The organism is Burkholderia sp. BCC0405 (assembly GCF_902833075.1).
In the GTDB taxonomy this organism is placed as follows: domain Bacteria; phylum Pseudomonadota; class Gammaproteobacteria; order Burkholderiales; family Burkholderiaceae; genus Burkholderia.
Window position 1 is genome coordinate 73,600 of sequence record NZ_CADFEO010000010.1, and the last position, 24,386, is coordinate 97,985.

Genomic DNA, 24,386 nt, shown 5'->3' on the forward strand with positions numbered 1-24,386 from the left:
GCTTCCATCATACCATCGCGCGTGCACCGTCCCGACCGTCGCCGGGTTTGTCCGGTGCCGGCGCGGCGCGATGGACCCGGCTCGACAGCAGCGTCGCCAGCACGATGCACGCGCCGCCCGCCCACTCGCGCGCGCTCGGCAGCTCGTTCGCGAACACCCACGCCGACAGCGCGGTGATCACGATCTCGAACAGCATGATGATCGACGCACGGTTCGCCGGCACGCGCGCCAGCCCGTATTGCACGAGCAGGTTGTTCGACGCCATCGTCACGCCGATCGCAACGATGATCAGCGCGGCCGTGCCAAGCTGGCCGCCCGCCGGCGCCGCCGGTATCCCCTCGAACAGCGACGCGATCGCGCCGAACACGGCCGCGCCGCCGAACAGCGTCGCGGTGCGCATCTCGGCGCGCATCTCCGGCAACTCGCGGCTCGCCTTGATCACGAGCACGTTGCTCATCGCGAAGCTCAACCCGGCCGCGAGACCGGCCCATTCGGCCGGGGTGGCCGGCAGCGGCAGGCCGAGCTTCGGCGACCACAGCATCAGCATCGCACCGCCGATCGACAGCGCCGCGAGCCCGGCGCCGGCCCAGGTCAGCCGCTCGCGCAGCAGGAAGTGCGCGTAGATCGCGGTCCACGCGGGGGTCAGGTAGAACAGCAGCATCACGCGCAGCACTTCGCCGTGGATCGTGCCCCACACGAACCCGAGGTTCGTCACGCCGGCCGTCACCGCGATGCCGGGCAGCACCCAGTGCCAGCGCAGCGTCGAGATCGTGCGGTGCCGCGCGAATATCACGAACAGGAAGGCGACGAGGCTCGTCAGCGCGCTCGCCAGCGTGCCCGTCACGCCCAGCGACGCCAGGATCCGCAGCGGATACCAGATCAGGCCCCATACCGATGCGCCGATCAGGATGGCCAGCGTCGGCAGGCTGCCGCGTACCGCGTTATTCATTTGGTTCAATACCCTTTATTCGACTGGCCCGGCCGCCGTTCCGGCGGGCCGCGACCGCATTCCGTCACGCTATAATCGTCCGTTGCGACCCGCGCGCCATCCGCGCCCGTTCGCAGCCGCGCGGCGCGCCCGCCGCTTCTTTCGCTCCAACCGGCCGCGATGGCCGCTTCGCCCGTGAACCCTCGACTCGACTCGCTCCAGCCCTATCCCTTCGAAAAGCTGCGCGCCCTGTTCAAGGACGTGACGCCCTCCGGCGCCCTCAAACCGATCAGCTTCGGCATCGGCGAGCCCAAACATGCGACTCCGGCGCTGATCCGCGACGCCGTGGTGGCCGCGCTCGACGGTCTCGCATCGTACCCGGCCACCGCCGGCTCGGACGCGCTGCGCACGTCGATCGCGCACTGGCTCGAGCGCCGCTACGGGCTGCCGGCCATCGATCCGGCGACGCAGGTGCTGCCCGTGTCGGGGTCGCGCGAAGCACTGTTCTCGCTTGCGCAGACGGTGATCGACGCACGCCCGTCCGAGCGGGGCGAGAAAGCGATCGTACTCTGTCCGAATCCTTTCTATCAAATTTACGAAGGCGCGGCGCTGCTGGCCGGTGCCGAACCCTATTTCGCGAACAGCGACCCGGCCCGCAACTTCGCGTGCGACTACGCGTCCGTGCCCGACGAAGTCTGGGCGCGCACGCAACTGCTGTATGTCTGCTCGCCGGGCAACCCGACGGGCGCCGTGCTGACGCTCGACGACTGGCGCGAGCTGTTCGCGCTGTCCGACCGCCACGGTTTCGTGATCGCATCCGACGAGTGCTATTCGGAAATCTATTTCGACGAAGCGGCGCCGCCGCTCGGCGGCCTCGAGGCCGCGCACCGCCTCGGCCGCGGCTTCGAGCGGCTCGTCATGCTGTCGAGTCTGTCGAAGCGCTCGAACGTGCCGGGCATGCGCTCGGGCTTCGTCGCCGGCGACGCGGCGCTGCTGAAGAAATTCCTGCTGTACCGCACGTATCACGGCGCGGCGCTGTCGCCGGTCTGGCAGCACGCGAGCATCGCCGCGTGGAACGACGAGGCGCACGTGCGCGAGAACCGCGCGCTGTACCTGCAGAAGTTCAATACCGTCACGCCGATGCTGGCCGACGTGATCGACGTGAAGCTGCCGGACGCGGCGTTCTACCTGTGGGCCGACGTGTCGCGCACCGGGCTGTCGGACACCGAGTTCGCCCGCCGCCTGTACGCCGACTATAATGTGACGGTTCTGCCCGGCTCGTACCTGGCGCGCGACGCGCACGGCACGAATCCGGGCCGCGATTTCATCCGGATCGCGCTCGTCGCGGGCACCCCCGAATGCGTCGAGGGCGCGCAACGCATCGTCGATTTCTGCCGGTCTCTCGCGCGGTAATCGTCCATCCGATCAATTCCATCCATCTCCTGCGAAAACGAACATGTCGCAACAACTTCAGCAAATCATCGATACCGCCTGGGACAACCGCGCCGAGCTGTCGCCGAAGGCCGCACCGGCCGACGTCCGCGAAGCCGTCGCGCACGCGATCGAGCAGCTCGACAAAGGCGCGCTGCGCGTTGCCGAGAAGATCGACGGCAACTGGACCGTGCACCAGTGGCTGAAGAAGGCCGTGCTGCTGTCGTTCCGCCTGGAGGACAACGCACCGATGCCCGCCGGCGGCTACTCGCAGTTCTACGACAAGGTGCCGTCGAAGTTCGCGAACTACACCGCTGAAGATTTCGCCGCAGGCGGCTTCCGCGTCGTCCCGCCGGCCATCGCGCGCCGCGGCTCGTTCATCGCGAAGAACGTCGTGCTGATGCCGTCGTACACCAACATCGGCGCGTACGTCGACGAAGGCACGATGGTCGACACCTGGGCAACGGTCGGTTCGTGCGCGCAGATCGGCAAGAACGTGCACCTGTCGGGCGGCGTCGGCATCGGCGGCGTGCTCGAGCCGCTGCAGGCGAACCCGGTCATCATCGAAGACAACTGCTTCATCGGCGCGCGCTCGGAAGTCGTCGAAGGCGTGATCGTCGAGGAAAACTCGGTGATCTCGATGGGCGTGTACCTCGGCCAGAGCACCAAGATCTACGATCGCGAGACGGGCGAAGTCAGCTACGGCCGCATCCCGGCCGGCTCGGTCGTCGTCGCCGGCAACCTGCCGTCGAAGGATGGCTCGCACAGCCTGTACTGCGCGGTGATCGTCAAGAAGGTCGACGCCAAGACGCGCGCGAAGGTCGGCCTGAACGAGCTGCTGCGAGGCGACTGATGGCAAAGCCGCACACCGTGGTCGTCTACGGCATTCCGAACTGCGACACCGTGAAGAAGGCCCGCGTTTGGCTCGACGATCACGGCGTCGAATTCGAGTTTCACGACTTCAAGAAGCTCGGAGTCAGCGCACCGCTCGTCGAGGACTGGCTGAAGGACGTGTCGCTCGACGCGCTCGTCAACAAGCGCGGCACGACGTGGCGCGGCCTGGACGACGCGATGAAGGCGGCCGCCGAAACGAAGGCCGGCGCGGTCGCGCTGATGATCCACAAGCCGTCGGTCATCAAGCGCCCCGTGCTGGTGGTCAACGGCCGTGTGAAATCGCTCGGCTTCGCGGCCGATCAATACGCGGCGCTGTTTGCCGCATAGGGCTGCCCGCGCTGCGCGGCGCCCGTTCGCGCAGCGCACGACGTCTCATCGCTGCCGGCCACCGCGCCGGCATTTTTTATCGAAAGTGGTCCGAACCATGTCCGCCACCCTAGCCCTTACCGAACAACTGATCGCCCGCGCGTCCGTGACGCCCGACGACCAGCACTGCCAGCAGATCATGATCGAGCGCCTCGCCGCGCTCGGCTTCGAATGCGAGACCATCTCGTCGCACGGCGTGACCAACCTGTGGGCCGTCAAGCGCGGCACCGACGGCCGCGACGGCAAGCTGCTCGCGTTCGCGGGCCACACCGACGTCGTGCCGACCGGCCCGCTCGAGCAGTGGAGCTCGCCGCCGTTCATCCCCGCCCATCGCGACGGCAAGCTGTACGGCCGCGGCGCGGCCGACATGAAGACGTCGCTCGCGGCGTTCGTCGTCGCGTCCGAGGAATTCGTCGCGGCCCATCCCGGCCACCGCGGCGCGATCGCGTTCCTGATCACGAGCGACGAGGAAGGCCCCGCCACCGACGGCACCGTGAAGGTCGTCGAGCTGCTCGAAGCACGCGGCGAACGCATGGACTACTGCATCGTCGGCGAGCCGACGTCGACCACCGAGCTCGGCGACGTCGTCAAGAACGGCCGCCGCGGCTCGATGTCGGGCGAACTCGTCGTCAAGGGCGTACAGGGCCACATCGCGTACCCGCACCTCGCGAAGAACCCGATCCACCTGCTGGCGCCTGCGCTCGCGGAGCTCGCCGCCGAGCAGTGGGACGCAGGCAACGAATACTTCCCGCCGACCACCTGGCAGGTGTCGAACCTGCACGCCGGCACTGGCGCGACCAACGTGATTCCCGGCCACGCCGACCTGCTGTTCAACTTCCGCTTCTCGACCGCCAGTACGGTCGAGGGCCTGCAGGCGCGCGTGCATGCGATCCTCGACAAGCACGGCCTCGCATACACGCTGAAATGGTCGGTAAGCGGCCTGCCGTTCCTCACGCCGCGCGGCGAGCTGTCGGGCGCGCTGGAAAACGCGATCCGCACCGAGACCGGCATCACGACCGAACTGTCGACGACGGGCGGCACGTCGGACGGCCGCTTCATCGCGCGCATCTGCCCGCAGGTGATCGAGTTCGGCCCGCCGAACGGCAGCATCCACAAGATCGACGAGCACATCGAAGTGCGCTTCGTCGACCCGCTGAAGAACGTGTACCGCCGCGTGCTCGAACAACTGATCGCCTGACGGAGCCTCGCATGACGACACCTTTTGCCACTGTTCGCGACCTGCTGCGCTACGCGGTCACGCGCTTCTCGAAAGCGAAGCTCGCGTTCGGCCACGGCTCCGACAATGCGTACGACGAAGCGGCCTACCTCGTGCTGCGCACGCTCGACCTGCCGCTCGACACGCTCGAACCGTTCCTCGACGCGCGGCTGCTGCCCGACGAAATCGCGGCCGTGCTGGCGGTGATCGAACGGCGCGCGACCGACCGCGTGCCGGCCGCCTACCTCACGCATGAGGCGTGGATGCACGGCCACCGCTTCTACGTCGACGAACGTGTGATCGTGCCGCGCTCGTTCATCGGCGAGCTGCTCGACGACGGGCTGCAGCCGTACGTCGCCGATCCCGAGCAGGTCGGTGCAGTGCTCGAGCTGTGCACGGGCTCCGGCTGCCTCGCGATCCTCGCGGCGAGCGCGTTCCCGAACGCCGAGATCGACGCGGTCGACCTGTCCGACAAGGCACTCGAAGTTGCCGAGATCAACGTGCGCGACTACGGCCTCGAAGACCGCGTCGCGCTGCATCGCGGCGACCTCTACGCGCCGCTGCCCGCGTTCCGCACCGACCCGGGCTCACGCTATGACGTGATCCTGACGAACCCGCCGTACGTGAACGCGTCGTCGATGGCCGCGCTGCCGCCCGAGTACCGGCACGAGCCGGAGATGGCGCTCGCGGGTGGCGACGACGGGATGGACATCGTGCGACGCATCGTCGCCGAGGCCCATCGCTGGCTGCACGACGACGGCGTGCTCGTCGTCGAGATCGGCAACGAGCGCGAAAACGTCGAAGCCGCGTTCGGTGGCCTCGAACTCACATGGCTGCCCACCAGCGGGGGCGACGACGCCGTGTTCCTGATCCAGGCGTCCGACCTGCCGCGCAAGGGCTGAGACTTTCCGGCTTGCCCACCGTGCGGTGCACCGTTGCACCGCACGGTTGGGTAAGATGCGCGTAGGCGGCCGCCCGGCCGCGCGACCTCAGGAGTCCGTCACGCGCCCATGACCCTAGACTGGCTACATCTCGGCACCCTGATCCTGACCATCCACGTGCTCGGGATCGTCGCGGCGTGCCACGCGATCATGAACACACGCACGTCGCAAGGCGCGATCGCGTGGGCCGTCTCGCTCGCGGCCATGCCGTACCTGACGCTCATTCCGTACCTGTTCCTCGGCCGCAGCAAGTTCTCCGGCTACGTCGACGCACGGCGCCACGAGCTGGAAATGTTGCGCACGCACACACCGCGCTCGCCCTGGCTCAGCACCGACGCGACCGACGGGCCGGCCGCCGACGCGCTCGGCCAGGCCGCAGTGCTCGCGCTCACGCGGCTCGGCGGCATGCCGTTCCTCGGCGGCAACTCGGTGCGCACGCTCGTGAACGGCGACGCGACGTTCTCGGCGATCCTGGCGGCTATCGACGCCGCGCGTGACTACGTGGTGGTGCAGTTCTTCATCGTGCGCGACGATGCGCTCGGCCGGATGCTGCGCGACTCGCTGCTCGCGCGTGCGGCAGCCGGCGTGCGCTGCTGCCTGCTGTACGACAGCATCGGCAGCTTCGACCTGCCGCACAGCTACGTCGACACGCTGCGCCGGGGTGGCGTCGAAGTGCATCCGTTCGCGACCAACCGGAAGTTCGTCAACCGTTTCCAGCTCAACTTCCGCAACCATCGCAAGATCGTCGTCGTCGACGGCAATCGCGCGTTCGTCGGCGGCCACAACGTCGGCGTCGAGTATCTCGGCGCGAAGCCGCGCCTGTCGCCGTGGCGCGACACGCACATCGAGATCCGCGGCCCGGTGGTCGCGAGCATCCAGTACGTGTTCGCCGAAGACTGGCACTGGGCGACGCAGAAACTGCCGCCCCTCGCGCTGCCGCCGCCCGCTCAGCCCAGCGACAACATGCATTGCCTCGCGGTGCCGATGGGGCCGGCCGACAAGCAGGAGACGGGCTCGCTGTTCTTCGTCGAGGCGATCAACGCCGCGCGCGAGCGGGTCTGGATCACCACGCCGTACCTCGTCCCCGACGAAGCCGTGATCTCCGCGTTGAAGCTCGCCGTGATGCGCGGCGTCGACGTGCGCATCCTGATCCCGAGCCGGCGCGATCACTACGTGGTGTTCGAAGCGTCGAAGCTGTACGCACGCGACCTGGTCGATGCGGGCGTCAAGGTGTTCCGCTACCGGCCCGGCTTCCTGCACCAGAAGGTCGTGCTGATCGACCGCATCGCGGCGGCGATCGGCAGCGCGAATCTCGACAACCGCTCGTTCCGCCTCAATTTCGAGATCATGGTGCTGACCGTCGACCGCATGTTCGCCGATGAGGTCGAGACGATGCTGGATGCCGATTTCGCGCAGGCGTACGAGGTCGATGCGAACGAATACCGCCGGTCGCCCGCCTGGCGGCGCATCGCGATGCACGTCGCACGGCTGTTCGCCCCGATCCTCTGACGGCCGGGACGGTGGCGGCGCCCGTGCGATCCGCACCGGCGCCGCGAACGCCGCCGGCAGCCGTCACAGCAGCTTGTCGATATCCGCGGCGATTTCGTCGGGCTTGGTCGACGGCGCGTAGCGCTTGACGATGCGCCCTTCCCGATCGATCAGGAATTTCGTGAAATTCCACTTGATCGCCTTGAGGCCGAGGATGCCGGGCGCCTCGTCGGTCAGGTACCGGTACAGCGGATGCGCATGGTCGCCCTTCACGTCGATCTTCGCGAACATCGGGAACGTGACGCCGTAATTGCGCTCGCAGAACGCGCCGATCTGCGCGGCGTCGCCGGGCTCCTGCTTGCCGAACTGGTTGCACGGAAAACCGAGCACATAGAAGCCGCGTGCCGCGTACTGGTCGTACAGCTTCTGCAGGCCCGCGTACTGCGGCGTGAAACCACACTCGCTCGCGGTGTTGACGATCAGCAGCACCTTGCCGCGATACGCGTCGAGCGAGGCCGGCGCGCCGGCAAGCGTCTCTGCGCTGAACGAATACAGGGTGGACATCGGGCACTCCTCTTACGAAACCGGATCGACGTGAAGTCTAGGCGAAATTGCCCCGTTGCGGCATCCGCCGAACGGCCAATGCCCGGCGCGAGCGGCACGCAGTCTAGAATAGCGGTTTTGGCCAGTCATCTCCGCCGTGATCCGTTTCAATCAGTTCAGCCTTGCGCGCGGCACCAAGCCGCTGTTCGAGTCGACCTCCTTCGTACTCAATCCCGGCGAGAAAGCCGGCCTGATCGGCGCGAACGGCGCCGGCAAGTCGACCCTGTTCTCGGTCCTGCGCGGCGAGCTGCACTCGGACAGCGGCGATTTCTCGATGCCGCCGTCGTGGCGGATCGCCCATGTGTCGCAGGAAACGCCCGCCGTCGACCGCTCGGCGCTCGACTACACGCTCGACGGCGACGCCGCGCTGCGCGAGATCGAAGCGCGCATCGCCGCCGCGTCCGCCGCGCATGACGGCGCCGCCGAAGCCGACGCGCACGCGGCGTTCGCCGACGCCGACGGCTACACCGCACCCGCCCGCGCCGAGGCGCTGCTGCTCGGGCTCGGCTTCACGCTCGCGCAGACGCGCGAATCCGTCGCCAGCTTCTCCGGCGGCTGGCGCATGCGCCTGAACCTCGCGCAGGCGCTGATGTGCCGTTCCGACCTGCTGCTGCTCGACGAACCGACGAACCACCTCGACCTCGACGCGATCGTCTGGCTCGAAGACTGGCTGCACCGCTACCCCGGCACGCTCGTCGTGATTTCGCACGACCGCGAATTCCTCGATTCGATCTGCAATGTCACGCTGCATCTGGAAAACCGCCAGGTGAAGCGCTACGGCGGCAACTACTCGCAGTTCGAAGTGCTGCGCGCCCAGCAACTGGCGTTGCAGCAAAGCGCCTACGAAAAGCAGCAGAAGACGATCGAACACCTGCAGAGCTTCGTCGACCGCTTCAAGGCCAAGGCGACCAAGGCCAAGCAGGCCCAGAGCCGGATGAAGGCGCTCGAGAAGATGGAGTTGATCGCGCCCGCGCACATCGCGTCGCCGTTCACGTTCGAATTCCGTACGCCCGATGCCGCGCCGAATCCGATGATGGTGATGGAAGACGTCCGCTGCGGCTACCGTGCCGACGGCGGAGCAGAGATCCCGATCGTCGAGCGCGTCGCGCTGTCGATCCAGAACGGCCAGCGCATCGGCCTGCTCGGCGCGAACGGCCAGGGCAAGTCGACGCTGATCAAGACGCTGGCCGGCACGCTCGCGCCGCTGTCGGGGCACGTCCGCGACGGCAAGGGGCTGACGATCGGCTATTTCGCACAGCACCAGCTCGAAACGCTGCGCGAGGACGATTCGCCGCTCGCGCATCTGGCGCGGCTCGCGCCCGACACGCGCGAGCAGGAACTGCGCGACTTCCTCGGCGGCTTCAACTTCTCGGGCGACATGGCGACCACCCCGGTCGGGCCGTTTTCGGGCGGTGAAAAAGCACGCCTCGCGCTCGCGCTGATCATCTGGCAGAAGCCGAACCTGCTGCTGCTCGACGAACCCACCAACCACCTCGACCTCGAAACGCGTCATGCGCTGACGATGGCGCTCGCGCAGTTCGAAGGCACGCTGATCCTCGTCTCGCACGACCGCCACCTGCTGCGCGCAACGACCGACCAGTTCATGCTGGTGGCGAAGCACCGGCTGCAGCCGTTCGACGGCGACCTCGACGACTACCGCGACTGGCTGCTGCAGCACGCGGCCGAGCAGCGCGCCGCCGCGAAGGCCGACAGCGCGGCTTCGCCGGGCGCGGGCGCCGCAACCAACCGCAAGGACCAGAAGCGTCAGGCCGCCGAGGAGCGGCAGCGCCTGTCGGTATTGAAGAAACCGCTGCAGACGCGCATCACGAAGCTCGAGAAGGAGATGGAGACGCTGCACGCGGAGAAGGCGCGCCTCGACGCATTCGTCGCCGATCCGGCGAGCTACGAAGCCGAGCGCAAGACGGAACTGACCGATGCGATCCGCAAGCTCGGGGACATCAACACGCGTCTCGAAACGGTCGAGGTCGACTGGCTCGCCGCGCAGGAAGAGCTCGAGCAGATCGGCTGACCGCGGCCGCTGTACCGCCGGCCGGCGCCGCCAGCCCGGCAAGCCGGCGACGGGTTCTTCGACAAACCATCAGGCCCGCACAGGGCCCGGATGCAACGAGGCCGGGCACATTGGCCCGGCCTCGTTTTGCCGTCGTTCGCCGGCCGCTCGCCGCCTACCGGCTCAGCGTCGCGGCAACGTGTCGCGCGGCATCTGCTCGTCGTCACCCATCAGGTACCGGCGCCCTTCGGTCGGCCGCCTGATCGCCGCAGCCACTTCCGCTTCCGTCACATCCTCGGACACGACCTTGCGCGCCAGGCGCCCCTCTTCGTCGATCCATTCGACGATCCGGCATCCGCCGCCCCAGGGTTGGCGAATCGGCTCCGACACGCGACAGCCACGCAGGTTGTAAAGGCGTCCGCTCGGCGCTTCCCCGTACGATTTCAACATAGGTTCCCTTCGCATTGCGCGGTTCGACAATCGGGCAAAGGATAGGGAAAAGCAATGTCCGTCGGGTTACATAACCCTACATCTTCTTTACAGAGAATTACGCGACAGATCGCCAGCACGTATGGTCCGGGCGCCTGCCGGGCCGGTCACTCGAGATCGCGAACGCGGTCGATCGCCTGTTCGAGCCGATCGACGGCCATCACGTTCAGCCCTTCGATCGGCTGCTTCGGCGCATTCGCCTTCGGAATCAGCGCGGACGTGAAGCCGAGCTTCGCGGCCTCGCGCAACCGCTCCTGCCCGCGCGGCGACGGCCGGATCTCGCCCGCCAGCCCCACTTCGCCGAACACGATCAGCCCTTTCGGCAACGCCTTGTTGCGCATCGACGAATGGATCGCGAGCAGCACAGCGAGGTCGGCGGCCGGCTCGGTGATCTTCACGCCGCCAACCGCATTGAGAAAGACATCTTGGTCAAAGCACGCGATACCCGCATGCCGGTGCAGCACCGCGAGCAGCATCGCGAGCCGGTTCTGCTCGAGGCCGACCGCGAGCCGGCGCGGGTTCGGCACGTGCGCCGTATCGACGAGCGCCTGGATTTCGACGAGCAGCGGGCGCGTACCTTCCTGCGTGACGAGCACGCACGAGCCGGGCACGACCTGCTCGTGCTGCGACAGGAACAGCGCGGATGGATTCGTGACGCCGCGCAGGCCGCGCTCGGTCATCGCGAACACGCCGAGTTCGTTGACCGCACCGAAGCGGTTCTTGAACGCACGCACGAGCCGGAACGACGAATGCGTGTCGCCTTCGAAGTAGAGCACCGTGTCGACGATGTGCTCGAGCACGCGCGGGCCGGCCAGGTTGCCCTCCTTCGTCACGTGCCCGACCATGATGATCGCGGTGCCCGACTGCTTCGCGATGCGCGTGAGCTGCGCCGCGCACTCGCGAACCTGCGCGACCGAGCCCGGCGCCGACGTGAGCGCTTCCGAATAGACGGTCTGGATCGAGTCGATTACGGCCACGTCCGGCCGTTCCGTATCGATCGCGGCCTGGATCTTCTCGAGCTGGATCTCGGCGAGCAGCTTCAGTTCATCCGCCGGCGCACCGCCGTCGAGCAGCGCAAGCCGTTGCGCACGCAACGCGATCTGCGCGGCCGATTCCTCTCCGCTGATATAGAGCGCGCGCCGCTCGCTCGCGATGTCCGCGAGCGACTGCAGCAGCAGCGTCGACTTGCCGATGCCCGGGTCGCCGCCGATCAGCACGACGCCGCCGGCAACCAGCCCGCCGCCGAGCACGCGGTCGAATTCGCCGATGCCGGTCGAGAAGCGCGGCACGTCGGCCGCTTCGATGTCGACGAGACGCTGGACGGGCGCCCGCTTCGCGAGCGACTGGAAACGATGGGCCGACGGCGCCTCGGCGACCGATTCAACCAGCGTGTTCCAGGCCTGGCACGACGGGCATTGGCCCTGCCACTTCGGGGTCTGTCCGCCGCACTCGCTGCAGACGTATACGGTTTTCTGTTTGGCCACGCGCGACGCCCTTATTCCGCTCGCACGGGCACGCGGCCGGCGACCGCGCACATCAGCTCGTAACCGATCGTCCCGCAATGGCGGGCGACGTCGTCGATCGGCAGCGCGTTGCCCCACAGCTCGACGCGCGCGCCGACACCGGCCTGCGGGCACGGGGTCAGGTCGACGGTGATCATGTCCATCGATACGCGACCGACGATCCGCGTGCGGATGCCGTCGACGATCACGGGCGTGCCTTCGGGCGCGACCCGCGGATAGCCGTCCGCGTAACCGCACGCGACCACGCCGATCCGCATCGGTGCCTGCGCGGAGAACGTCGAACCATAGCCGATGGCCTGGCCCTTCCCGATCGTCTGCACCGCGATCAGCTCGGACGCGAGCGTCATCGCAGGCTTCAGCCCGGTATCGGCGATGTCGGACGACGACCCGGACGGCGATGCGCCGTACAGCACGATCCCCGGGCGAACCCAGTCGAAGTGCGTATCCGGATGCCACAGCACGGCCGCGGAGTTCGCGAGGCTGCGCGCACCGGCGATGTTTTCCGCGCCGCGCTCGAACGTCGCGAGCTGCTCGGCGACGCCGCGCTCGTTGTCCGCATCCGAAAAATGGGTCATTAACGTGATCTGGCCGATGCCCGGGCACGCACGGGCGCGCTCCCATGCGGCGCGGTATTTTTCCGGCAGGTAGCCGAGCCGGTTCATCCCGCTGTTCATCTTGAGCTGCACGTTGACGGGCTTCGACAGCCGCGCCGTTTCCAGCATCCGCATCTGCTCGTCGTTGTGGACGGTCGTGGTCAGGCTGTAGCGGTCGATCACGTCGATGTCGGTCGAGCGGAAGAACCCTTCGAGCAGCAGGATCGGGCCGGCCCAGCCGAGCTCGCGCAGCTTGACGGCCTCGTCGAGGTCGAGCAGGCCGAAGCCGTCGGTGCCGCGCAGGCCGGGAAACGCACGCGCGAGACCGTGGCCGTACGCGTTGGCCTTGACGACCGCCCAGACCTTGGACGGGCCGGCAAAGCGGCGGACGACGGAGAGATTGTTCGCGAGAGCGGCGGTATGGATGGTGGCGGAGATCGGGCGCGGCATGGGAAATTTACGTAAAGACGCTTGCGAATCATCAGCTTACCGTGCCTTTTGAGCACTGAAGCCGACAATTTGCGGAACGATCGGGGAATCTTGCTAGTCCGAATTGGCGTATTTTCATGTTATAAAGCCGTGCGCACAACCCATTTCGAACGGAATAAGCCGATCGCATATCAGGCGGCCTACGCGGCCCTGCCGCAGCGACGAAAGCATCGCATCAGATGAAAAAAGGTTTTTACACCATCATGGCCGCGCAGTTTTTCTCGTCGCTGGCCGACAATGCGCTCCTCATCGCCGCCATCGCCCTGCTGAAAGACCTCCACGCCCCCAATTGGATGACACCGCTGTTGAAGCTGTTCTTCGTGTTGTCCTATGTGGTGCTGGCGGCCTATGTCGGCGCCTTCGCGGATTCGCGCCCGAAGGGCCGCGTGATGTTCATCACCAACTCGATCAAGGTCGTCGGCTGCATGATCATGCTGTTCGGCGCCCACCCGCTGATCGCGTACGGGATCGTCGGTTTCGGTGCGGCGGCCTACTCGCCTGCGAAATACGGCATCCTCACCGAGCTGCTGCCGGCCGACCGGCTGGTCGCCGCGAACGGCTGGATCGAAGGCACGACCGTCAGCTCGATCATTCTGGGCACCGTGCTGGGCGGTGCGCTGATCAGCCCGCACATCGCATCGCACGTGATCGCGCACACGCCCGCCTGGATCAGCACGCCCGCCGAAGCGGCAATGGCGATCATCATGGCGATCTACGTGATCGCCGCGCTGTTCAACCTTCGCATCCCCGATACGGGCGCCCGCTACCCGAAGCAGGAACGCGGCCCGGTCAAGCTCCTCACGGATTTCGCCGACTGCTTCATGGTGCTGTGGCGCGACAAGCTCGGCCAGATCTCGCTGGCGGTCACGACGCTGTTCTGGGGCGCGGGCGCGACGCTGCAGTTCATCGTGCTGAAGTGGGCTGAAGTCTCGCTCGGCATGTCGCTGTCGGAAGGCGCGATCCTGCAGGCCGTGGTCGCCGTCGGCGTCGCCGCAGGCGCAATCGCTGCTGCGGCGCGGATCCCGTTGAAGAAATCGCTGACCGTGCTGCCCGTCGGCATCATCATGGGCATCGCGGTGATGTTGATGGCGTTCTACACGCGCGACCTGTTCCCGTCGCACTGGGCCGTGCACTTCGGCCACCTGCGCATGCCCGTGTACCTGATCGTTGCGTACATCTTCCTGATCTGCGTCGGCGCGTTGTCCGGCTACTTCGTCGTTCCGATGAATGCGCTGCTGCAGCATCGCGGCCACGTGCTGCTGTCGGCCGGCCACTCGATCGCGGTGCAGAACTTCAACGAGAACCTGTCGGTACTCGTGATGCTGTGCCTGTATGCGGTGCTCGTGTGGCTCGACGTGCCGGTCGGCGTCGTGATCGTGCTGTTCGGCACGTTCGTCTGCCTGACGATGTGGCTCGTGATGCGCCGTCACCAGGCGAACCAGCGCCAGTTCGACTCGGTCGCGCTGATCGGCGAATCGCGGCACTGACGCTACCCTTCCCGTTTCCGTCCGCCGGCGCCGGTCCTCGAACCGGCGCGTTGCCCTCATGACGCACCCGATACCCAACATCCTGACGATCGCCGGCTCCGATTCGGGTGGCGGCGCAGGCATCCAGGCCGACCTGAAGACCTTTTCCGCGCTCGGCGCATATGGCGCGAGCGTGATCACTGCGCTGACCGCTCAGAACACGCGCAGCGTGACGGGTGTGCATGCGCCGGACGCGGCGTTCGTGGCCGCACAACTCGACGCGGTGTTCGGCGATATCCGCATCGATGCGGTCAAGATCGGGATGCTCGCGAATGCCGCGATCGTGCACGCGGTCGCCGACGCGCTGCGGCGCTACACGCCACGCTTCGTCGTGCTCGACACGGTGATGATCTCGAAGAGTTCGCACGCGCTGCTCGCGCCCGATGCCGTCGACGCGTTGCGCGACGCGCTGCTGCCGCTCGCGACGGTCGTGACGCCGAACCTGCCCGAAGCGGCCGCCCTGCTGAACGATGCGCCCGCAACCACCGAAGACGACATGGTCCGGCAAGGACAGGCCTTGTTACAGACCGGCGCGCGCGCCGTGCTGATGAAAGGCGGCCACCTGCCCGACGCGTCCGCGAGCCCCGACTGGCTCGTCGAAGCAGCGCGCATCGTGCGGCTCGACGGCGCACGCGTACCGGTCAGCAACACGCACGGCACCGGCTGCACGCTGTCGTCGGCGATCGCCGCGCTGCTGCCGCAGCAGCCCGACCTCGAAAGCGCGGTGCGCGAAGCCAAGATCTACCTGACCGGCGCGATCGCCGCGAGTGGCCGCCTCGACGTCGGGCACGGCGTCGGCCCCGTCCATCACTTCCATCGCTGGTGGTAAGCGCCGGCTAGCGCGGCGTCAGTGATCCTGCGCCGCGAACGCCTGCGCGCGCGCCGGCCAGTCGTCCGGCACGACGAAGCCGCGCGCCGTCTCGCGCCACGTGCCATCGTCCCCCTTCACATGGACGCCGATCAGGTCGGGGGCCTGACGCTTCGCCAGCACGGGCGGCAGCTCGAGTGCGGCCGCGAGCGGTTGAGGTTCGAAGCCGGCGTCGGCGGCAGCGCGCCGCGGCGCGAGCCACGCCAGCCGCGGCAGCACACCCCACGCAACGCCGGCACGCTGCGCGGCCGCCCAGGCCGGCCACTGCGCGTGCGTGAGCCAGAAACCGCGCGGGTGATCCGGCGCGATTTCGGCGGACACGGGCGGCAAAGGCGCACCGTACGGATAGAACAGCCAGCCCTTGATGAACATCTGCGCATCGGACGGCGCGCCGTAGCCGAGCCGCGCGAACGCGTCCCGATCGCCGAGCCGCAACTGGTGCTCGAGCAACCGGCTGCGCTTGCGGTCGAACCGGTCGACGAGATTGGGGCCGACGAAATCGGCGAGCGACGCACCGGCTTGTACCGGCGCGCACAAATAGCACTTCACCGCGAGCTCCCAGTGCAGGCGCTGCCCGTCCGGTGCGTCGACGAGAAAATCGACCTCGCCGAGCGTCTTGCCGTTGCTGCGCAGCGGCAGATTGGCCGCGACGAGCCGCAGCGACGGCCCATGCGTCAGGAAATACTCGAGCAGGCATTCGGCGTAGCGGCCGAGCCGGGTCGGCCGGAACCCGTCGAGTGCGCGATGCAGCGGCTCGGGCTGCGCATCGAGCGCGGCGAGCCATGTTTCGACAGCCGATTGCCCGACCGCATCCAGCCACGGACGCGCAAGCGGCGCGGCCGGCACCGCGGTCAGCAGGCTCGGGCTGGCCAGCAGCCAGCCCAGATCCCGGACCGCGACGTCGTGCAGCGTATCGACGAATGCGACCGCCGCGCCGGTCGTCATTGTCCGGCCGGCCCGTTCGCGTCGCCGCCCTCTGCGCGCCGGAACGTGTCGCGCGCGAGGCACAGGTCGGCCCACGCCTTCGACTTGTCCTGCAGGCTGCGCAACAGGTACGCCGGGTGGTAGGTCACGATCACCGGCACACCTTCGTATGCATGCACGCGGCCGCGCAGCGACGCAATGCTCGCGTCCGTCTTCAGCAGGGTCTGCGCGGCGAAACGGCCGAGTGCGACGATCAGTTTCGGCTTCACGAGCGCGACCTGGCGCTGCAGATAGGGCTCGCAGCTCGCGACCTCGTCCGGCTCCGGATTGCGGTTGCCGGGCGGCCGGCACTTGATCACGTTCGCGATGTACACGTTGTCGCCGCGCTTGAGCGACAGCGACTGCAGCATGTTGTCGAGGAGCTTGCCGGCCTGGCCGACGAACGGCTCGCCCTGCTTGTCCTCGTTCTCGCCCGGCGCTTCACCGATCAGCATCCAGTCCGCTTCGCGGTCGCCGACGCCGAACACGGTGTTGGTCCGCTTGTCGCACAGCCGGCAAAGCGTGCAGTCCGACACGCGTGCAGCCAGCGCATCCCAGTCGAGCGCGGCAACCGGCGCACCGACGGGACGCGATTCGGCCACCGGCACGGGGTCGCCCGGCGGCGCCGCATCGAACCACGCAAAATCGTCGGGTCCGGCAGGCGGCATGTCGTCGATCGGCGGCATCGTGTCGGCCGACGCGACCGGCGCAACCGGTGCAGGCGCGCGATCGCCATCGTCGACACGCCGCGCCGGAGCGACAGGCTCGCGAGCCGGCGGAGCATCGACGCGCCGCGCCACTGCCGGCGGTGCATCGTCCTGCACCGGCGTACGCGCGGAGCGCGCAGGTCGCTCGGTCGCGACGGCCGGCGCGACGTCAGTCTCACTGGTTTGCGCGGCGGCGTGCGCGCCGGTTGCCGCGCCCTCGTCCGCGCCTTCATTCACGCCTTGCCCGCGCCGCACCCAGATCTGCGCGAGGCCCATTTCCTCGAGCGCCGCTTCAGCCCATGCCATGCGCGTCTCCTTCGTTCTTGTTCAGCGTCAGACGCATCACGATCGCGTCCTCCCGACCGCGATGCTTCGCCGGGTAATAATTCTTGCGCCGGCCGATCGTCAAGAAGCCGAAACGCTCGTACAGATGAATCGCGCGCGGGTTGGACGGCCGCACCTCGAGCAGCACGCCGTCGAGCCCTTCCGCGCGCGAAATGCGCACGGCCTCGCGCAGCAGCGCCAGGCCCGCGCCCGCGCGCTGCGCGGCCGGCGCGACGCACAGGTTCAGCAGGTGCATTTCGTCGATCACGGGCATCAGCACGCAATAGCCGATCAGCGAACCCGTCACGTGCCGCAGGCACACGCCCAGATAGCCGTTGCGCAACGAATCCTCGAAATTGCCGCGGCTCCACGGAAATTCGTACGCGACCTGTTCGATCGAGACGACCTCGTCGAGATCGGCATCCGTCATCGGCGCCAGATAGCGGTCGCTCAACAGTACGCCTGTCATCCCTTCGCTCCGCCCGCCTGCGCGGCCCGTGCTGCGACGCGCTCGGCAGTGGTCTGTGCAACCTTGTCGCGCACGTACTCCGGCGCGGCCTGATCGGCCGGCACCGCGCGGCCGGCGCGGAACGCACGCAAAGCGGCATGGGCAACCGCCAGTGCGTGCGGCATCGCGTCACCGTCGATCACGGCCGCGTGCGCGGCGGCCGGCAACTGCGCGCCGAACGCGGCAGCCGCATTGCCCGCGAGCGTGAACGGCGCATCGGGCACGCCGACGGCACCCGGCGCATCGAGCGAAGCCGGATGCAGCGTGCGCCAGTCGCCGGCGCTGTCGTCCCACGCGAAATCCGCCCAGTAGGCTTCATCCATCCGCGCATCCAGCGCGGCCAGCACGCGGGTCGTGCCGGGCGCGCGCAGCCGCGCGTGCTCGGCGCACGCGAGCAGCGTGCCGATCGGCACGACCGGCAGCCCGCGCCCGAACGCGAGACCCTGGGTGATGCCCGTCGCGGTGCGCAGGCCCGTGAACGAGCCGGGGCCCGCGCCGAACGCGATCGCATCGCAATCGGCGAGCGTCAGCCCCGATTCGGCGAAAAGCTCCTGGATGGCCGGCAGCACGCGTGTGCTCGACACGGCGCCCGTCAGTTCGTGGCGGACCCAGGTTTGCGGGGTGGAAACGGCGTCGTCGGCATGGGCCGAGCGCAGCAGCGCGACCGAGCAGTATTCGGTCGACGTATCGATGGCGAGGAGCACTGTTTGCGTCATGGGCGACATTGTAATGCGACGCCCCGCTCCCACGGGCGATCGGGCCCGATCCGTGCGTGCGCGCGGCACCGGGCGGCGGTTTGGAAGGATCGCTCGACCCCGCGCGGCGGTCCGCTTGTTAAGATCGCCCGACCTGAAACCCTTACGGAGACACCCGATGAGCGAACTCACCGCCCAATTCGACCAGGCCCAGATCGACGTCAAGCAACTGACGGAGCGTCCGGGCAACCTGACCCTGCTGCGCCTTTACGCGCTCTTCAAGCAGGCGACCGACGGCGACGCCCATGGCGACAAGCCGGGTTTCACCGACATCGTCGGCAAATACAAGTACGACGCTTGGGATGCGCTGAAGGGCACGTCGCAGGATGCGGCGAAGCAGCAGTACATCGAACTCGTCGAATCGCTGAAGAACGGCACGGCTTCCTGACCGAACCACGCCCTTCGCAATAGGCAATCAAATCAGTGGCGCAGCGCAGCAAATCTCTTTATAATGCGGCCTGCGTCACCTCCGCGCTCGGCTCGCATGCCGTTCCGGCCCGACGCCTCGTAGCGTTAAGCTCCAATCCGGTTTAGAACCTGTCCCCTCCTGCTTCGACCCTAGCGGTCGTCACTTATCAGGCTGGCGGCCCCGCTCCTGAAGCGCGCCGCACCCAAAACAGCTTCTAATGCCTCATCCGCCGACTGTTCGGCGGATTGCACCCGTTTCCCGATTTGCTCGCTGAATCCGACGACTTGGGTATGCGCGATTGGCGCCGACGTTTCACCCACTGTGTTTCAAGGATTGTTATGACTTCGAGCATCAACTCCAGCCCGCTCAACGCGATCGCCGACCAGGCGCTCGGTCTCGACGACGCCGCCGCACCGGCCGCGGTCGAACCGGCGTCGGACGAGCCGAGCTTCGCGTCGCTCGGGTTGTCGCCGGAGATCGTCTCCGCGCTGCAGGCCGCCGGCTATGTGAAGCCGACGCCGGTCCAGCAGCGCGCGATTCCGGCCGGCATCGCCGGCCGCGACCTGCTGGTGTCGAGCCCGACCGGTTCGGGCAAGACGGCCGCATTCATGCTGCCCGCGATCGAACGTTTCGCGCAGCTCCAGAAGACGCTCGCGCAGCAACCGCGCGCGCCGCGCGAAGCAAGCCAGGGCGACCGCCGCGTGCGCCGCCCGCAACCCGTCGCGCGCCCGGGCCTGCTCGTGCTGACGCCGACCCGCGAACTCGCGATGCAGGTCACCACGGCCGCATCGACCTACGGCAAGCACCTGAAGCGCCTGCGCACGGTCAGCATCCTCGGCGGCGTCGCCTACGGCCAGCAACTGATGCTGCTCGCGAAGAACCCCGAAATCCTGGTCGCCACGCCGGGCCGCCTGCTCGACCACCTCGAGCGTGGCCGTATCGACCTGTCCGAGCTGAAGATGCTCGTGCTCGACGAAGCCGACCGCATGCTCGACATGGGCTTCATCGACGATATCGAAACGATCGTCGCCGCGACGCCCGCGACGCGCCAGACGATGCTGTTCTCGGCGACGCTCGACGGCAAGATCGGTTCGCTGACGAGCCGCCTGCTGAAGGATCCCGAGCGCATCGAGATCCAGCAGCGCCTCGAGTCGCGCGCGAACATCGCGCAGACCGTGCACTACGTCGACGACCGTGACCACAAGGACCGCCTGCTCGATCACCTGCTGCGCGACGACGCCCTCGACCAGGCGATCATCTTCACGGCGACCAAGATCGACGCCGACCAGCTCGCCGGCCGTCTCGCCGACGCAGGCTTCGAATCGGCCGCGCTGCACGGCGACCTGCCGCAGGGCGCGCGCAATCGCACGATCCGTGCGCTGCGCGAGCGCCGCGTGCGCGTGCTGGTAGCCACCGACGTCGCGGCACGCGGTATCGACATCCCGGGCATCACGCACGTGTTCAACTACGACCTGCCGAAGTTCGCTGAAGACTACGTGCACCGTATCGGCCGCACGGGCCGCGCAGGTCGTTCGGGCATCGCGGTGAGCCTCGTGCACCACGCCGAGCAAGGCGCGCTCAAGCGCATCGAGCGTTTCGTGCGCTCGCCGCTGCCGGTCAACGTGATCGAAGGTTTCGAGCCGCGCAAGGCTCCCCCGCGCAACGGCGGCACCGGCGGACGTGGCCGTCCGGGCGGCGGTAACAGCGGCGGTCGACGTTTCGGCGGCAAGCCGGGCGGTGGCCATGGCGGCAACGGCCGCAGCTACGGCGGCGGCAATGGCGGCGGCTGGAGCGGCAAGCCGGGCGGCAGCCGTGACGGCGGCCCGCGTCGCGACGGTCAGCGCAGCGGCGGCCCGCGTCGCAGCAACTCCGCGTCGTAAGCACGCACGGGCGGCCACCGGCCGCCCCACGGAGGGCAGACCCGCGGATAGCCGCCCTGCCCATCCAGCCAACCGGCGCATCTGCGCCGGTTTTTTTTCGTCTCGCCCCACATTTCACCATGCGGAAAATTTTTTTGTGTCGTAAAAAATCATGCTGCGTGGCACAACCCGGGCGATTGCAGGATGGGAAAAAGCATTTCTTATCCCGAAATAACGATTTCAAGATATTGATTTAAAACAACTAAAAATTTACACCATCCCTCGGAAAGCCCCCTGTCCTGCCTTGGTCGATTTGCCTAGACTCTTATACAAGACCTCACGAACCGGAACACACCGCTCCCGGCTTCGAGAACAGCCTCACCACCGTCAGATTCAACCCATCAGGCATCGCACCGCATCAAGGAGCTCATCATGTCGCGTCAGCAACAGGCACAGGAACTGCAAAAGCAATGGGAAACCGATCCGCGCTGGAAAGGCATCAAGCGCAGCTACTCGGCTGAGGACGTGGTCCGCCTGCGTGGTTCGATCCCGATCGAGCACACGCTCGCCAAGCGCGGCGCGGAAAAACTGTGGAGCCTCGTCAACAACGAGCCGTTCGTCAACGCACTCGGCGCGCTGACCGGCAACCAGGCGATGCAGCAGGTGAAGGCCGGCCTGAAGGCCATCTACCTGTCCGGCTGGCAAGTGGCCGGCGACGCGAACGTCGCGGGCGAAATGTACCCTGACCAGTCGCTGTACCCGGCAAACTCGGTGCCGCTCGTCGTGAAGCGCATCAACAACACGCTGACGCGCGCCGACCAGATCCAGTGGTCGGAGGGCAAGAACCCGGGCGACGAAGGCTACGTCGATTTCTTCGCACCGATCGTCGCTGACGCGGAAGCCGGTTTCGGCGGCGTGCTGAACGCATTCGAACTGATGAAGGCGATGATCGAAGCCGGCGCGTCGGGCGTCCACTTCGAGGACCAGCTCGCTTCGGTGAAGAAGTGCGGCCACATGGGCGGCAAGGTGCTCGTGCCGACGCGCGAGGCCGTCGCGAAGCTGTCGGCCGCGCGCCTCGCGGCCGACGTGATGGGCACGTCGACCGTGCTGGTCGCCCGCACCGACGCGGAAGCGGCCGACCTGATCACGTCCGACATCGACGACAACGACAAGCCGTTCCTGACGGGCGAGCGCACGGTGGAAGGCTTCTTCCGCACGAAGCCGGGCATCGAACAGGCGATCTCGCGTGGTCTCGCCTACGCGCCGTACGCCGACCTGGTCTGGTGCGAAACGGGCAAACCGGATCTCGAGTACGCGAAGAAGTTCGCGGAAGCGATCCACAAGCAGTTCCCGGGCAAGCTGCTGTCGTACAACTGTTCGCCGTCGTTCAACTGGAAGAAGAACCTCGACGACGCGACGATCGCGAAGTTCCAGAAGGAACTCGGCGCGATGGGCTACAAGTTCCAGTTCATCACGCTGGCCGGCTTCCATGCGCTCAACTACTCGATGTTCAACCTCGCGCACGGCTATGCCCGCACGCAGATGAGCGCGTTCGTCGAACTGCAGCAGGCCGAGTTCGCGGCAGCGGACAAGGGCTTCACGGCGGTCAAGCACCAGCGCGAAGTCGGCACCGGCTACTTCGACGCCGTGACGCAGACGGTCGAGCGCGAAGCATCGACGACCGCGCTGCACGGCTCGACCGAAGACGAGCAGTTCTTCGACGGCAAGAAGGTCGCGTAAGCAGAAAAGCACGACGCGCCACGCGTCATGCCGATGGCCGCCCCGTCTCGCGACGGCGCGGCATCGGCCACCGAACAAAAATCAGGGAGGAGACGGCAGGCGCGCGATACCGATCGCGCGACCGGCCGCACGGCCTGCGGGCCGCCAGCAACGACGCGCGCCGGCTCCGTCCGGCGCGCCCTTTTTCCAGGGCGCCGCCCTACCGATAGACGATCACCGGAATTTTCGTATGGGTCAGCACGCGCTGCGTCTCGCTGCCGATCAGCAAGCTGCCGAGCCCGCGGCGTCCGTGGGACGCCATGAAGATCACGTCGCAGCCGCCGCGTTCGGCCGCCTCGATGATGCCGAGATACGGCGACGGATGCACGCTCGTCCAGGTGTCGCAATCGACACCGGCCGCCTTCGCGGCCGATTCGACCTCGTCGAGGTGCGCGCGCGCCTCGCGCTCGCTGCGCGCCCGGAAATCGGCGGGCGGCTCGATGATCACTTCGGAAAACGGCGAGTACGGATACTGCGGCAGGCACGCGTAGGCGGTGACCCGCGCACCGACCGCACGCGCCAGGTCGATCGCACCGTCGATCGCCTTCTGCGACAGTTCGGAACCGTCGGTTGGAACGAGGATGTGCCGGAACATCGCGCCCTCCTTCAATTGCACTCCGCACGTCGCGACCCCGTCCGAGCCGGCCGCGGCGTGTCGGACATGCCTCCTACGAGTGTAGTGCGCGAAACCGCCCAACCGGCGCCGGCAGCGGGTTCGCCCTCATATCGGAAACGCGCGGGCACGCGCGGCCTACTCGCCCCAATATCCAGGCTGTTCGTAGGTGTGCTTCAGATAATCGAGAAACAACCGCACGCGCAGCGGCAGATGCCGGCGTTGCGGAAACACCGCGTGGATACCGATCGGCGGTGCGGCGAATGCGTCGAGTACGCTGACGAGCCGGCCGGCCGCGATGTCGTCGCCGACCTCCCACCACGAGCGCCACGCGAGCCCGTGGCCTTCGAGGCACCACTCGTGCAGCACTGCGCCGTCCGAGCATTCCATCGTGCCGTTCACGCGGATCGACACCACCTTGCCGCCCTCCTGGAACGTCCAGCCGCGTTGCTGGTTCGCGTTTGCCGCGAGCGCGAGGCAGTTGTGCCGCGCCAGCTCCGCGAGCGAAGTGGGCGTGCCGCGCCGTGCGAGATACCCGGGAGAAGCGACGCACACGCGGCGATTCTCGCCGAGCTTCAGCGACACGAGCGACGAATCGGGCAGTTCGCCGAGCCGTACCGCGCAATCGAACCCCTCGTTGACGAGATCGACCATCCGGTCGGACAGGTCAAGCGTGACCGACACGTCCGGATGGCCCACGCTGAATTCGGGCACGAGCGGCGCGACGTGCCGCCGGCCGAAACCGGCCGGCGCGGAAATGCGCAGATGACCGCTCGCCTTGACGCCGCCGGCGGACACGCTCGCCTCCGCGTTCTGCATGTCGTTGATGATGCGCTGGCAATCCTCGAGGAACGCCGAGCCCTCGAACGTCAGCGTGAGCTTGCGCGTCGTGCGCACCAGCAGCTTCACGCCGAGCCGCTCCTCGAGTGCGTCGAGGCGGCGACCGATGATCGCCGGTGCGACGCCTTCCGCGTGCGCGGCCGCCGACAGGCTGCCCTTCGCCGCGACCGCGGCAAACGTTTCGATCTGCTTGAACCGGTCCATCACTCGCAGGGGCAGCGCTGCCGCCCTTCAAATAGCTTGAATCGCTCAAGATTAGGTATATG

Annotated in this window: 23 protein-coding genes; 12 read left to right on the plus strand and 11 right to left on the minus strand. The window is 67.5% G+C overall.

All coding sequences use genetic code 11. The annotated features are described in order from the left end of the window. Positions 1-7: 7 nt before the first annotated feature. A complete protein-coding gene (locus HWX36_RS18155; protein ID WP_175953691.1) occupies positions 8-949 on the minus strand; it encodes a DMT family transporter in 942 nt (313 codons plus the stop codon). Between the two features lie 159 nt (positions 950-1,108). Between HWX36_RS18155 and dapC the strand changes: the two genes are divergently transcribed. From dapC to cls, 6 genes are all read left to right on the plus strand, one after another. Continuing rightward, positions 1,109-2,341, plus strand: coding sequence for a succinyldiaminopimelate transaminase (gene dapC / locus HWX36_RS18160; RefSeq protein ID WP_175953399.1), 1,233 nt, complete (start codon positions 1,109-1,111; stop codon positions 2,339-2,341). Between the two features lie 43 nt (positions 2,342-2,384). Continuing rightward, positions 2,385-3,212, plus strand: a complete 828-nt coding sequence (dapD, locus tag HWX36_RS18165; RefSeq protein WP_014896723.1) for a 2,3,4,5-tetrahydropyridine-2,6-dicarboxylate N-succinyltransferase — start codon at positions 2,385-2,387, stop codon at positions 3,210-3,212. Beyond that, positions 3,212-3,580 (plus strand): ArsC family reductase, encoded by a 369-nt coding sequence (locus HWX36_RS18170; protein ID WP_011352471.1) that lies wholly within the window; start codon positions 3,212-3,214, stop codon positions 3,578-3,580. Before dapD ends, HWX36_RS18170 begins: the two co-directional genes overlap by 1 nt. A gap of 97 nt (positions 3,581-3,677) precedes the next feature. Beyond that, positions 3,678-4,817, plus strand: a complete 1,140-nt coding sequence (dapE, locus tag HWX36_RS18175) for a succinyl-diaminopimelate desuccinylase (protein ID WP_175953400.1) — start codon at positions 3,678-3,680, stop codon at positions 4,815-4,817. A gap of 11 nt (positions 4,818-4,828) precedes the next feature. Further along, positions 4,829-5,737: a 50S ribosomal protein L3 N(5)-glutamine methyltransferase gene (gene prmB / locus HWX36_RS18180; RefSeq protein WP_175953401.1), complete on the plus strand. Its 909-nt coding sequence runs from the start codon at positions 4,829-4,831 to the stop codon at positions 5,735-5,737. A 108-nt stretch (positions 5,738-5,845) separates the two neighbouring features. Beyond that, positions 5,846-7,285: a cardiolipin synthase gene (gene cls, locus HWX36_RS18185; protein ID WP_175953402.1), complete on the plus strand. Its 1,440-nt coding sequence runs from the start codon at positions 5,846-5,848 to the stop codon at positions 7,283-7,285. A 63-nt stretch (positions 7,286-7,348) separates the two neighbouring features. Here cls and HWX36_RS18190 read toward each other — a convergent pair whose 3' ends face one another. Further along, a complete protein-coding gene (locus tag HWX36_RS18190; RefSeq protein WP_027787077.1) occupies positions 7,349-7,828 on the minus strand; it encodes a glutathione peroxidase in 480 nt (159 codons plus the stop codon). Positions 7,829-7,964: 136 nt separating this feature from the next. Between HWX36_RS18190 and HWX36_RS18195 the strand changes: the two genes are divergently transcribed. After that, positions 7,965-9,896 (plus strand): ATP-binding cassette domain-containing protein, encoded by a 1,932-nt coding sequence (locus tag HWX36_RS18195; protein WP_175953403.1) that lies wholly within the window; start codon positions 7,965-7,967, stop codon positions 9,894-9,896. A 162-nt stretch (positions 9,897-10,058) separates the two neighbouring features. On the opposite strand, the gene HWX36_RS18200 is transcribed toward HWX36_RS18195, so the two are convergent. From HWX36_RS18200 to alr, 3 genes are all read right to left on the minus strand, one after another. Beyond that, entirely contained in the window at positions 10,059-10,325 is a 267-nt protein-coding gene (locus HWX36_RS18200; RefSeq protein WP_174944456.1) for a DUF2866 domain-containing protein, read from the minus strand. Positions 10,326-10,471: 146 nt separating this feature from the next. Continuing rightward, positions 10,472-11,848, minus strand: coding sequence for a DNA repair protein RadA (gene radA / locus HWX36_RS18205; RefSeq protein WP_175953404.1), 1,377 nt, complete (start codon positions 11,846-11,848; stop codon positions 10,472-10,474). A gap of 11 nt (positions 11,849-11,859) precedes the next feature. Then, a complete protein-coding gene (gene alr, locus HWX36_RS18210; protein WP_175953405.1) occupies positions 11,860-12,930 on the minus strand; it encodes an alanine racemase in 1,071 nt (356 codons plus the stop codon). A gap of 218 nt (positions 12,931-13,148) precedes the next feature. Here alr and lplT point away from each other — a divergent pair, with 218 nt between their 5' ends. Both lplT and thiD read left to right on the plus strand, forming a co-directional pair. Continuing rightward, positions 13,149-14,456, plus strand: a complete 1,308-nt coding sequence (gene lplT, locus HWX36_RS18215) for a lysophospholipid transporter LplT (protein ID WP_175953406.1) — start codon at positions 13,149-13,151, stop codon at positions 14,454-14,456. A 58-nt stretch (positions 14,457-14,514) separates the two neighbouring features. Next, entirely contained in the window at positions 14,515-15,324 is an 810-nt protein-coding gene (thiD, locus tag HWX36_RS18220) for a bifunctional hydroxymethylpyrimidine kinase/phosphomethylpyrimidine kinase (RefSeq protein ID WP_175953407.1), read from the plus strand. 18 nt (positions 15,325-15,342) lie between these two features. Here the strand turns inward: thiD and HWX36_RS18225 are convergent, their stop codons facing one another. The 4 genes from HWX36_RS18225 to tsaB are packed head-to-tail and all read right to left on the minus strand — an operon-like array spanning position 15,343 to position 18,590. After that, positions 15,343-16,308, minus strand: coding sequence for a DUF1853 family protein (locus HWX36_RS18225; protein ID WP_175953408.1), 966 nt, complete (start codon positions 16,306-16,308; stop codon positions 15,343-15,345). After that, positions 16,305-17,339, minus strand: coding sequence for a uracil-DNA glycosylase (locus HWX36_RS18230; RefSeq protein ID WP_175953409.1), 1,035 nt, complete (start codon positions 17,337-17,339; stop codon positions 16,305-16,307). The genes HWX36_RS18225 and HWX36_RS18230 overlap by 4 nt, the downstream gene beginning before the upstream one ends. Next, positions 17,326-17,826: a ribosomal protein S18-alanine N-acetyltransferase gene (gene rimI / locus HWX36_RS18235; RefSeq protein WP_175953410.1), complete on the minus strand. Its 501-nt coding sequence runs from the start codon at positions 17,824-17,826 to the stop codon at positions 17,326-17,328. Before rimI ends, HWX36_RS18230 begins: the two co-directional genes overlap by 14 nt. Next, on the minus strand, positions 17,823-18,590 hold the full coding sequence (gene tsaB / locus HWX36_RS18240; RefSeq protein WP_175953411.1) for a tRNA (adenosine(37)-N6)-threonylcarbamoyltransferase complex dimerization subunit type 1 TsaB: 768 nt from the start codon (positions 18,588-18,590) through the stop codon (positions 17,823-17,825). Before tsaB ends, rimI begins: the two co-directional genes overlap by 4 nt. Positions 18,591-18,738: 148 nt before the next feature. Between tsaB and HWX36_RS18245 the strand changes: the two genes are divergently transcribed. From HWX36_RS18245 to aceA, 3 genes are all read left to right on the plus strand, one after another. After that, entirely contained in the window at positions 18,739-19,008 is a 270-nt protein-coding gene (locus HWX36_RS18245; RefSeq protein ID WP_011352486.1) for an acyl-CoA-binding protein, read from the plus strand. 359 nt (positions 19,009-19,367) lie between these two features. Beyond that, the gene (locus tag HWX36_RS18250; protein ID WP_175953412.1) at positions 19,368-20,909 is read left to right on the plus strand and encodes a DEAD/DEAH box helicase; all 1,542 of its coding nucleotides are present in this window, start codon (positions 19,368-19,370) and stop codon (positions 20,907-20,909) included. 411 nt (positions 20,910-21,320) lie between these two features. After that, on the plus strand, positions 21,321-22,628 hold the full coding sequence (gene aceA, locus HWX36_RS18255; RefSeq protein WP_175953413.1) for an isocitrate lyase: 1,308 nt from the start codon (positions 21,321-21,323) through the stop codon (positions 22,626-22,628). A gap of 199 nt (positions 22,629-22,827) precedes the next feature. On the opposite strand, the gene HWX36_RS18260 is transcribed toward aceA, so the two are convergent. Together HWX36_RS18260 and HWX36_RS18265 are read right to left on the minus strand one after the other, a co-directional pair. Continuing rightward, positions 22,828-23,262: a universal stress protein gene (locus tag HWX36_RS18260; protein WP_031399397.1), complete on the minus strand. Its 435-nt coding sequence runs from the start codon at positions 23,260-23,262 to the stop codon at positions 22,828-22,830. A 156-nt stretch (positions 23,263-23,418) separates the two neighbouring features. Continuing rightward, positions 23,419-24,324 carry a LysR family transcriptional regulator gene (locus tag HWX36_RS18265; RefSeq protein ID WP_175953414.1) on the minus strand — a complete coding sequence of 302 codons (906 nt, stop codon included), beginning with the start codon at positions 24,322-24,324 and terminating at the stop codon, positions 23,419-23,421. Positions 24,325-24,386 lie beyond the last annotated feature (62 nt).

Excerpts from the sequence above, each read along its gene's own strand:
- HWX36_RS18200 (WP_174944456.1), bottom strand. The coding sequence starts at position 10,325 with ATGTTGAAATCGTACGGGGAAGCGCCGAGCGGACGCCTTTACAACCTG.
- HWX36_RS18265 (WP_175953414.1), bottom strand. The coding sequence starts at position 24,324 with ATGGACCGGTTCAAGCAGATCGAAACGTTTGCCGCGGTCGCGGCGAAG.
- HWX36_RS18245 (WP_011352486.1), top strand. The coding sequence starts at position 18,739 with ATGAGCGAACTCACCGCCCAATTCGACCAGGCCCAGATCGACGTCAAG.
- HWX36_RS18155 (WP_175953691.1), bottom strand. The coding sequence starts at position 949 with ATGAATAACGCGGTACGCGGCAGCCTGCCGACGCTGGCCATCCTGATC.
- cls (WP_175953402.1), top strand. The coding sequence starts at position 5,846 with ATGACCCTAGACTGGCTACATCTCGGCACCCTGATCCTGACCATCCAC.
- thiD (WP_175953407.1), top strand. The coding sequence starts at position 14,515 with ATGACGCACCCGATACCCAACATCCTGACGATCGCCGGCTCCGATTCG.
- HWX36_RS18260 (WP_031399397.1), bottom strand. The coding sequence starts at position 23,262 with ATGTTCCGGCACATCCTCGTTCCAACCGACGGTTCCGAACTGTCGCAG.
- prmB (WP_175953401.1), top strand. The coding sequence starts at position 4,829 with ATGACGACACCTTTTGCCACTGTTCGCGACCTGCTGCGCTACGCGGTC.
- tsaB (WP_175953411.1), bottom strand. The coding sequence starts at position 18,590 with ATGTCGCCCATGACGCAAACAGTGCTCCTCGCCATCGATACGTCGACC.
- HWX36_RS18230 (WP_175953409.1), bottom strand. The coding sequence starts at position 17,339 with ATGGCATGGGCTGAAGCGGCGCTCGAGGAAATGGGCCTCGCGCAGATC.
- dapD (WP_014896723.1), top strand. The coding sequence starts at position 2,385 with ATGTCGCAACAACTTCAGCAAATCATCGATACCGCCTGGGACAACCGC.
- HWX36_RS18250 (WP_175953412.1), top strand. The coding sequence starts at position 19,368 with ATGACTTCGAGCATCAACTCCAGCCCGCTCAACGCGATCGCCGACCAG.
- HWX36_RS18170 (WP_011352471.1), top strand. The coding sequence starts at position 3,212 with ATGGCAAAGCCGCACACCGTGGTCGTCTACGGCATTCCGAACTGCGAC.
- alr (WP_175953405.1), bottom strand. The coding sequence starts at position 12,930 with ATGCCGCGCCCGATCTCCGCCACCATCCATACCGCCGCTCTCGCGAAC.
- lplT (WP_175953406.1), top strand. The coding sequence starts at position 13,149 with ATGAAAAAAGGTTTTTACACCATCATGGCCGCGCAGTTTTTCTCGTCG.
- HWX36_RS18225 (WP_175953408.1), bottom strand. The coding sequence starts at position 16,308 with ATGACGACCGGCGCGGCGGTCGCATTCGTCGATACGCTGCACGACGTC.
- HWX36_RS18190 (WP_027787077.1), bottom strand. The coding sequence starts at position 7,828 with ATGTCCACCCTGTATTCGTTCAGCGCAGAGACGCTTGCCGGCGCGCCG.
- rimI (WP_175953410.1), bottom strand. The coding sequence starts at position 17,826 with ATGACAGGCGTACTGTTGAGCGACCGCTATCTGGCGCCGATGACGGAT.
- aceA (WP_175953413.1), top strand. The coding sequence starts at position 21,321 with ATGTCGCGTCAGCAACAGGCACAGGAACTGCAAAAGCAATGGGAAACC.
- dapE (WP_175953400.1), top strand. The coding sequence starts at position 3,678 with ATGTCCGCCACCCTAGCCCTTACCGAACAACTGATCGCCCGCGCGTCC.
- dapC (WP_175953399.1), top strand. The coding sequence starts at position 1,109 with ATGGCCGCTTCGCCCGTGAACCCTCGACTCGACTCGCTCCAGCCCTAT.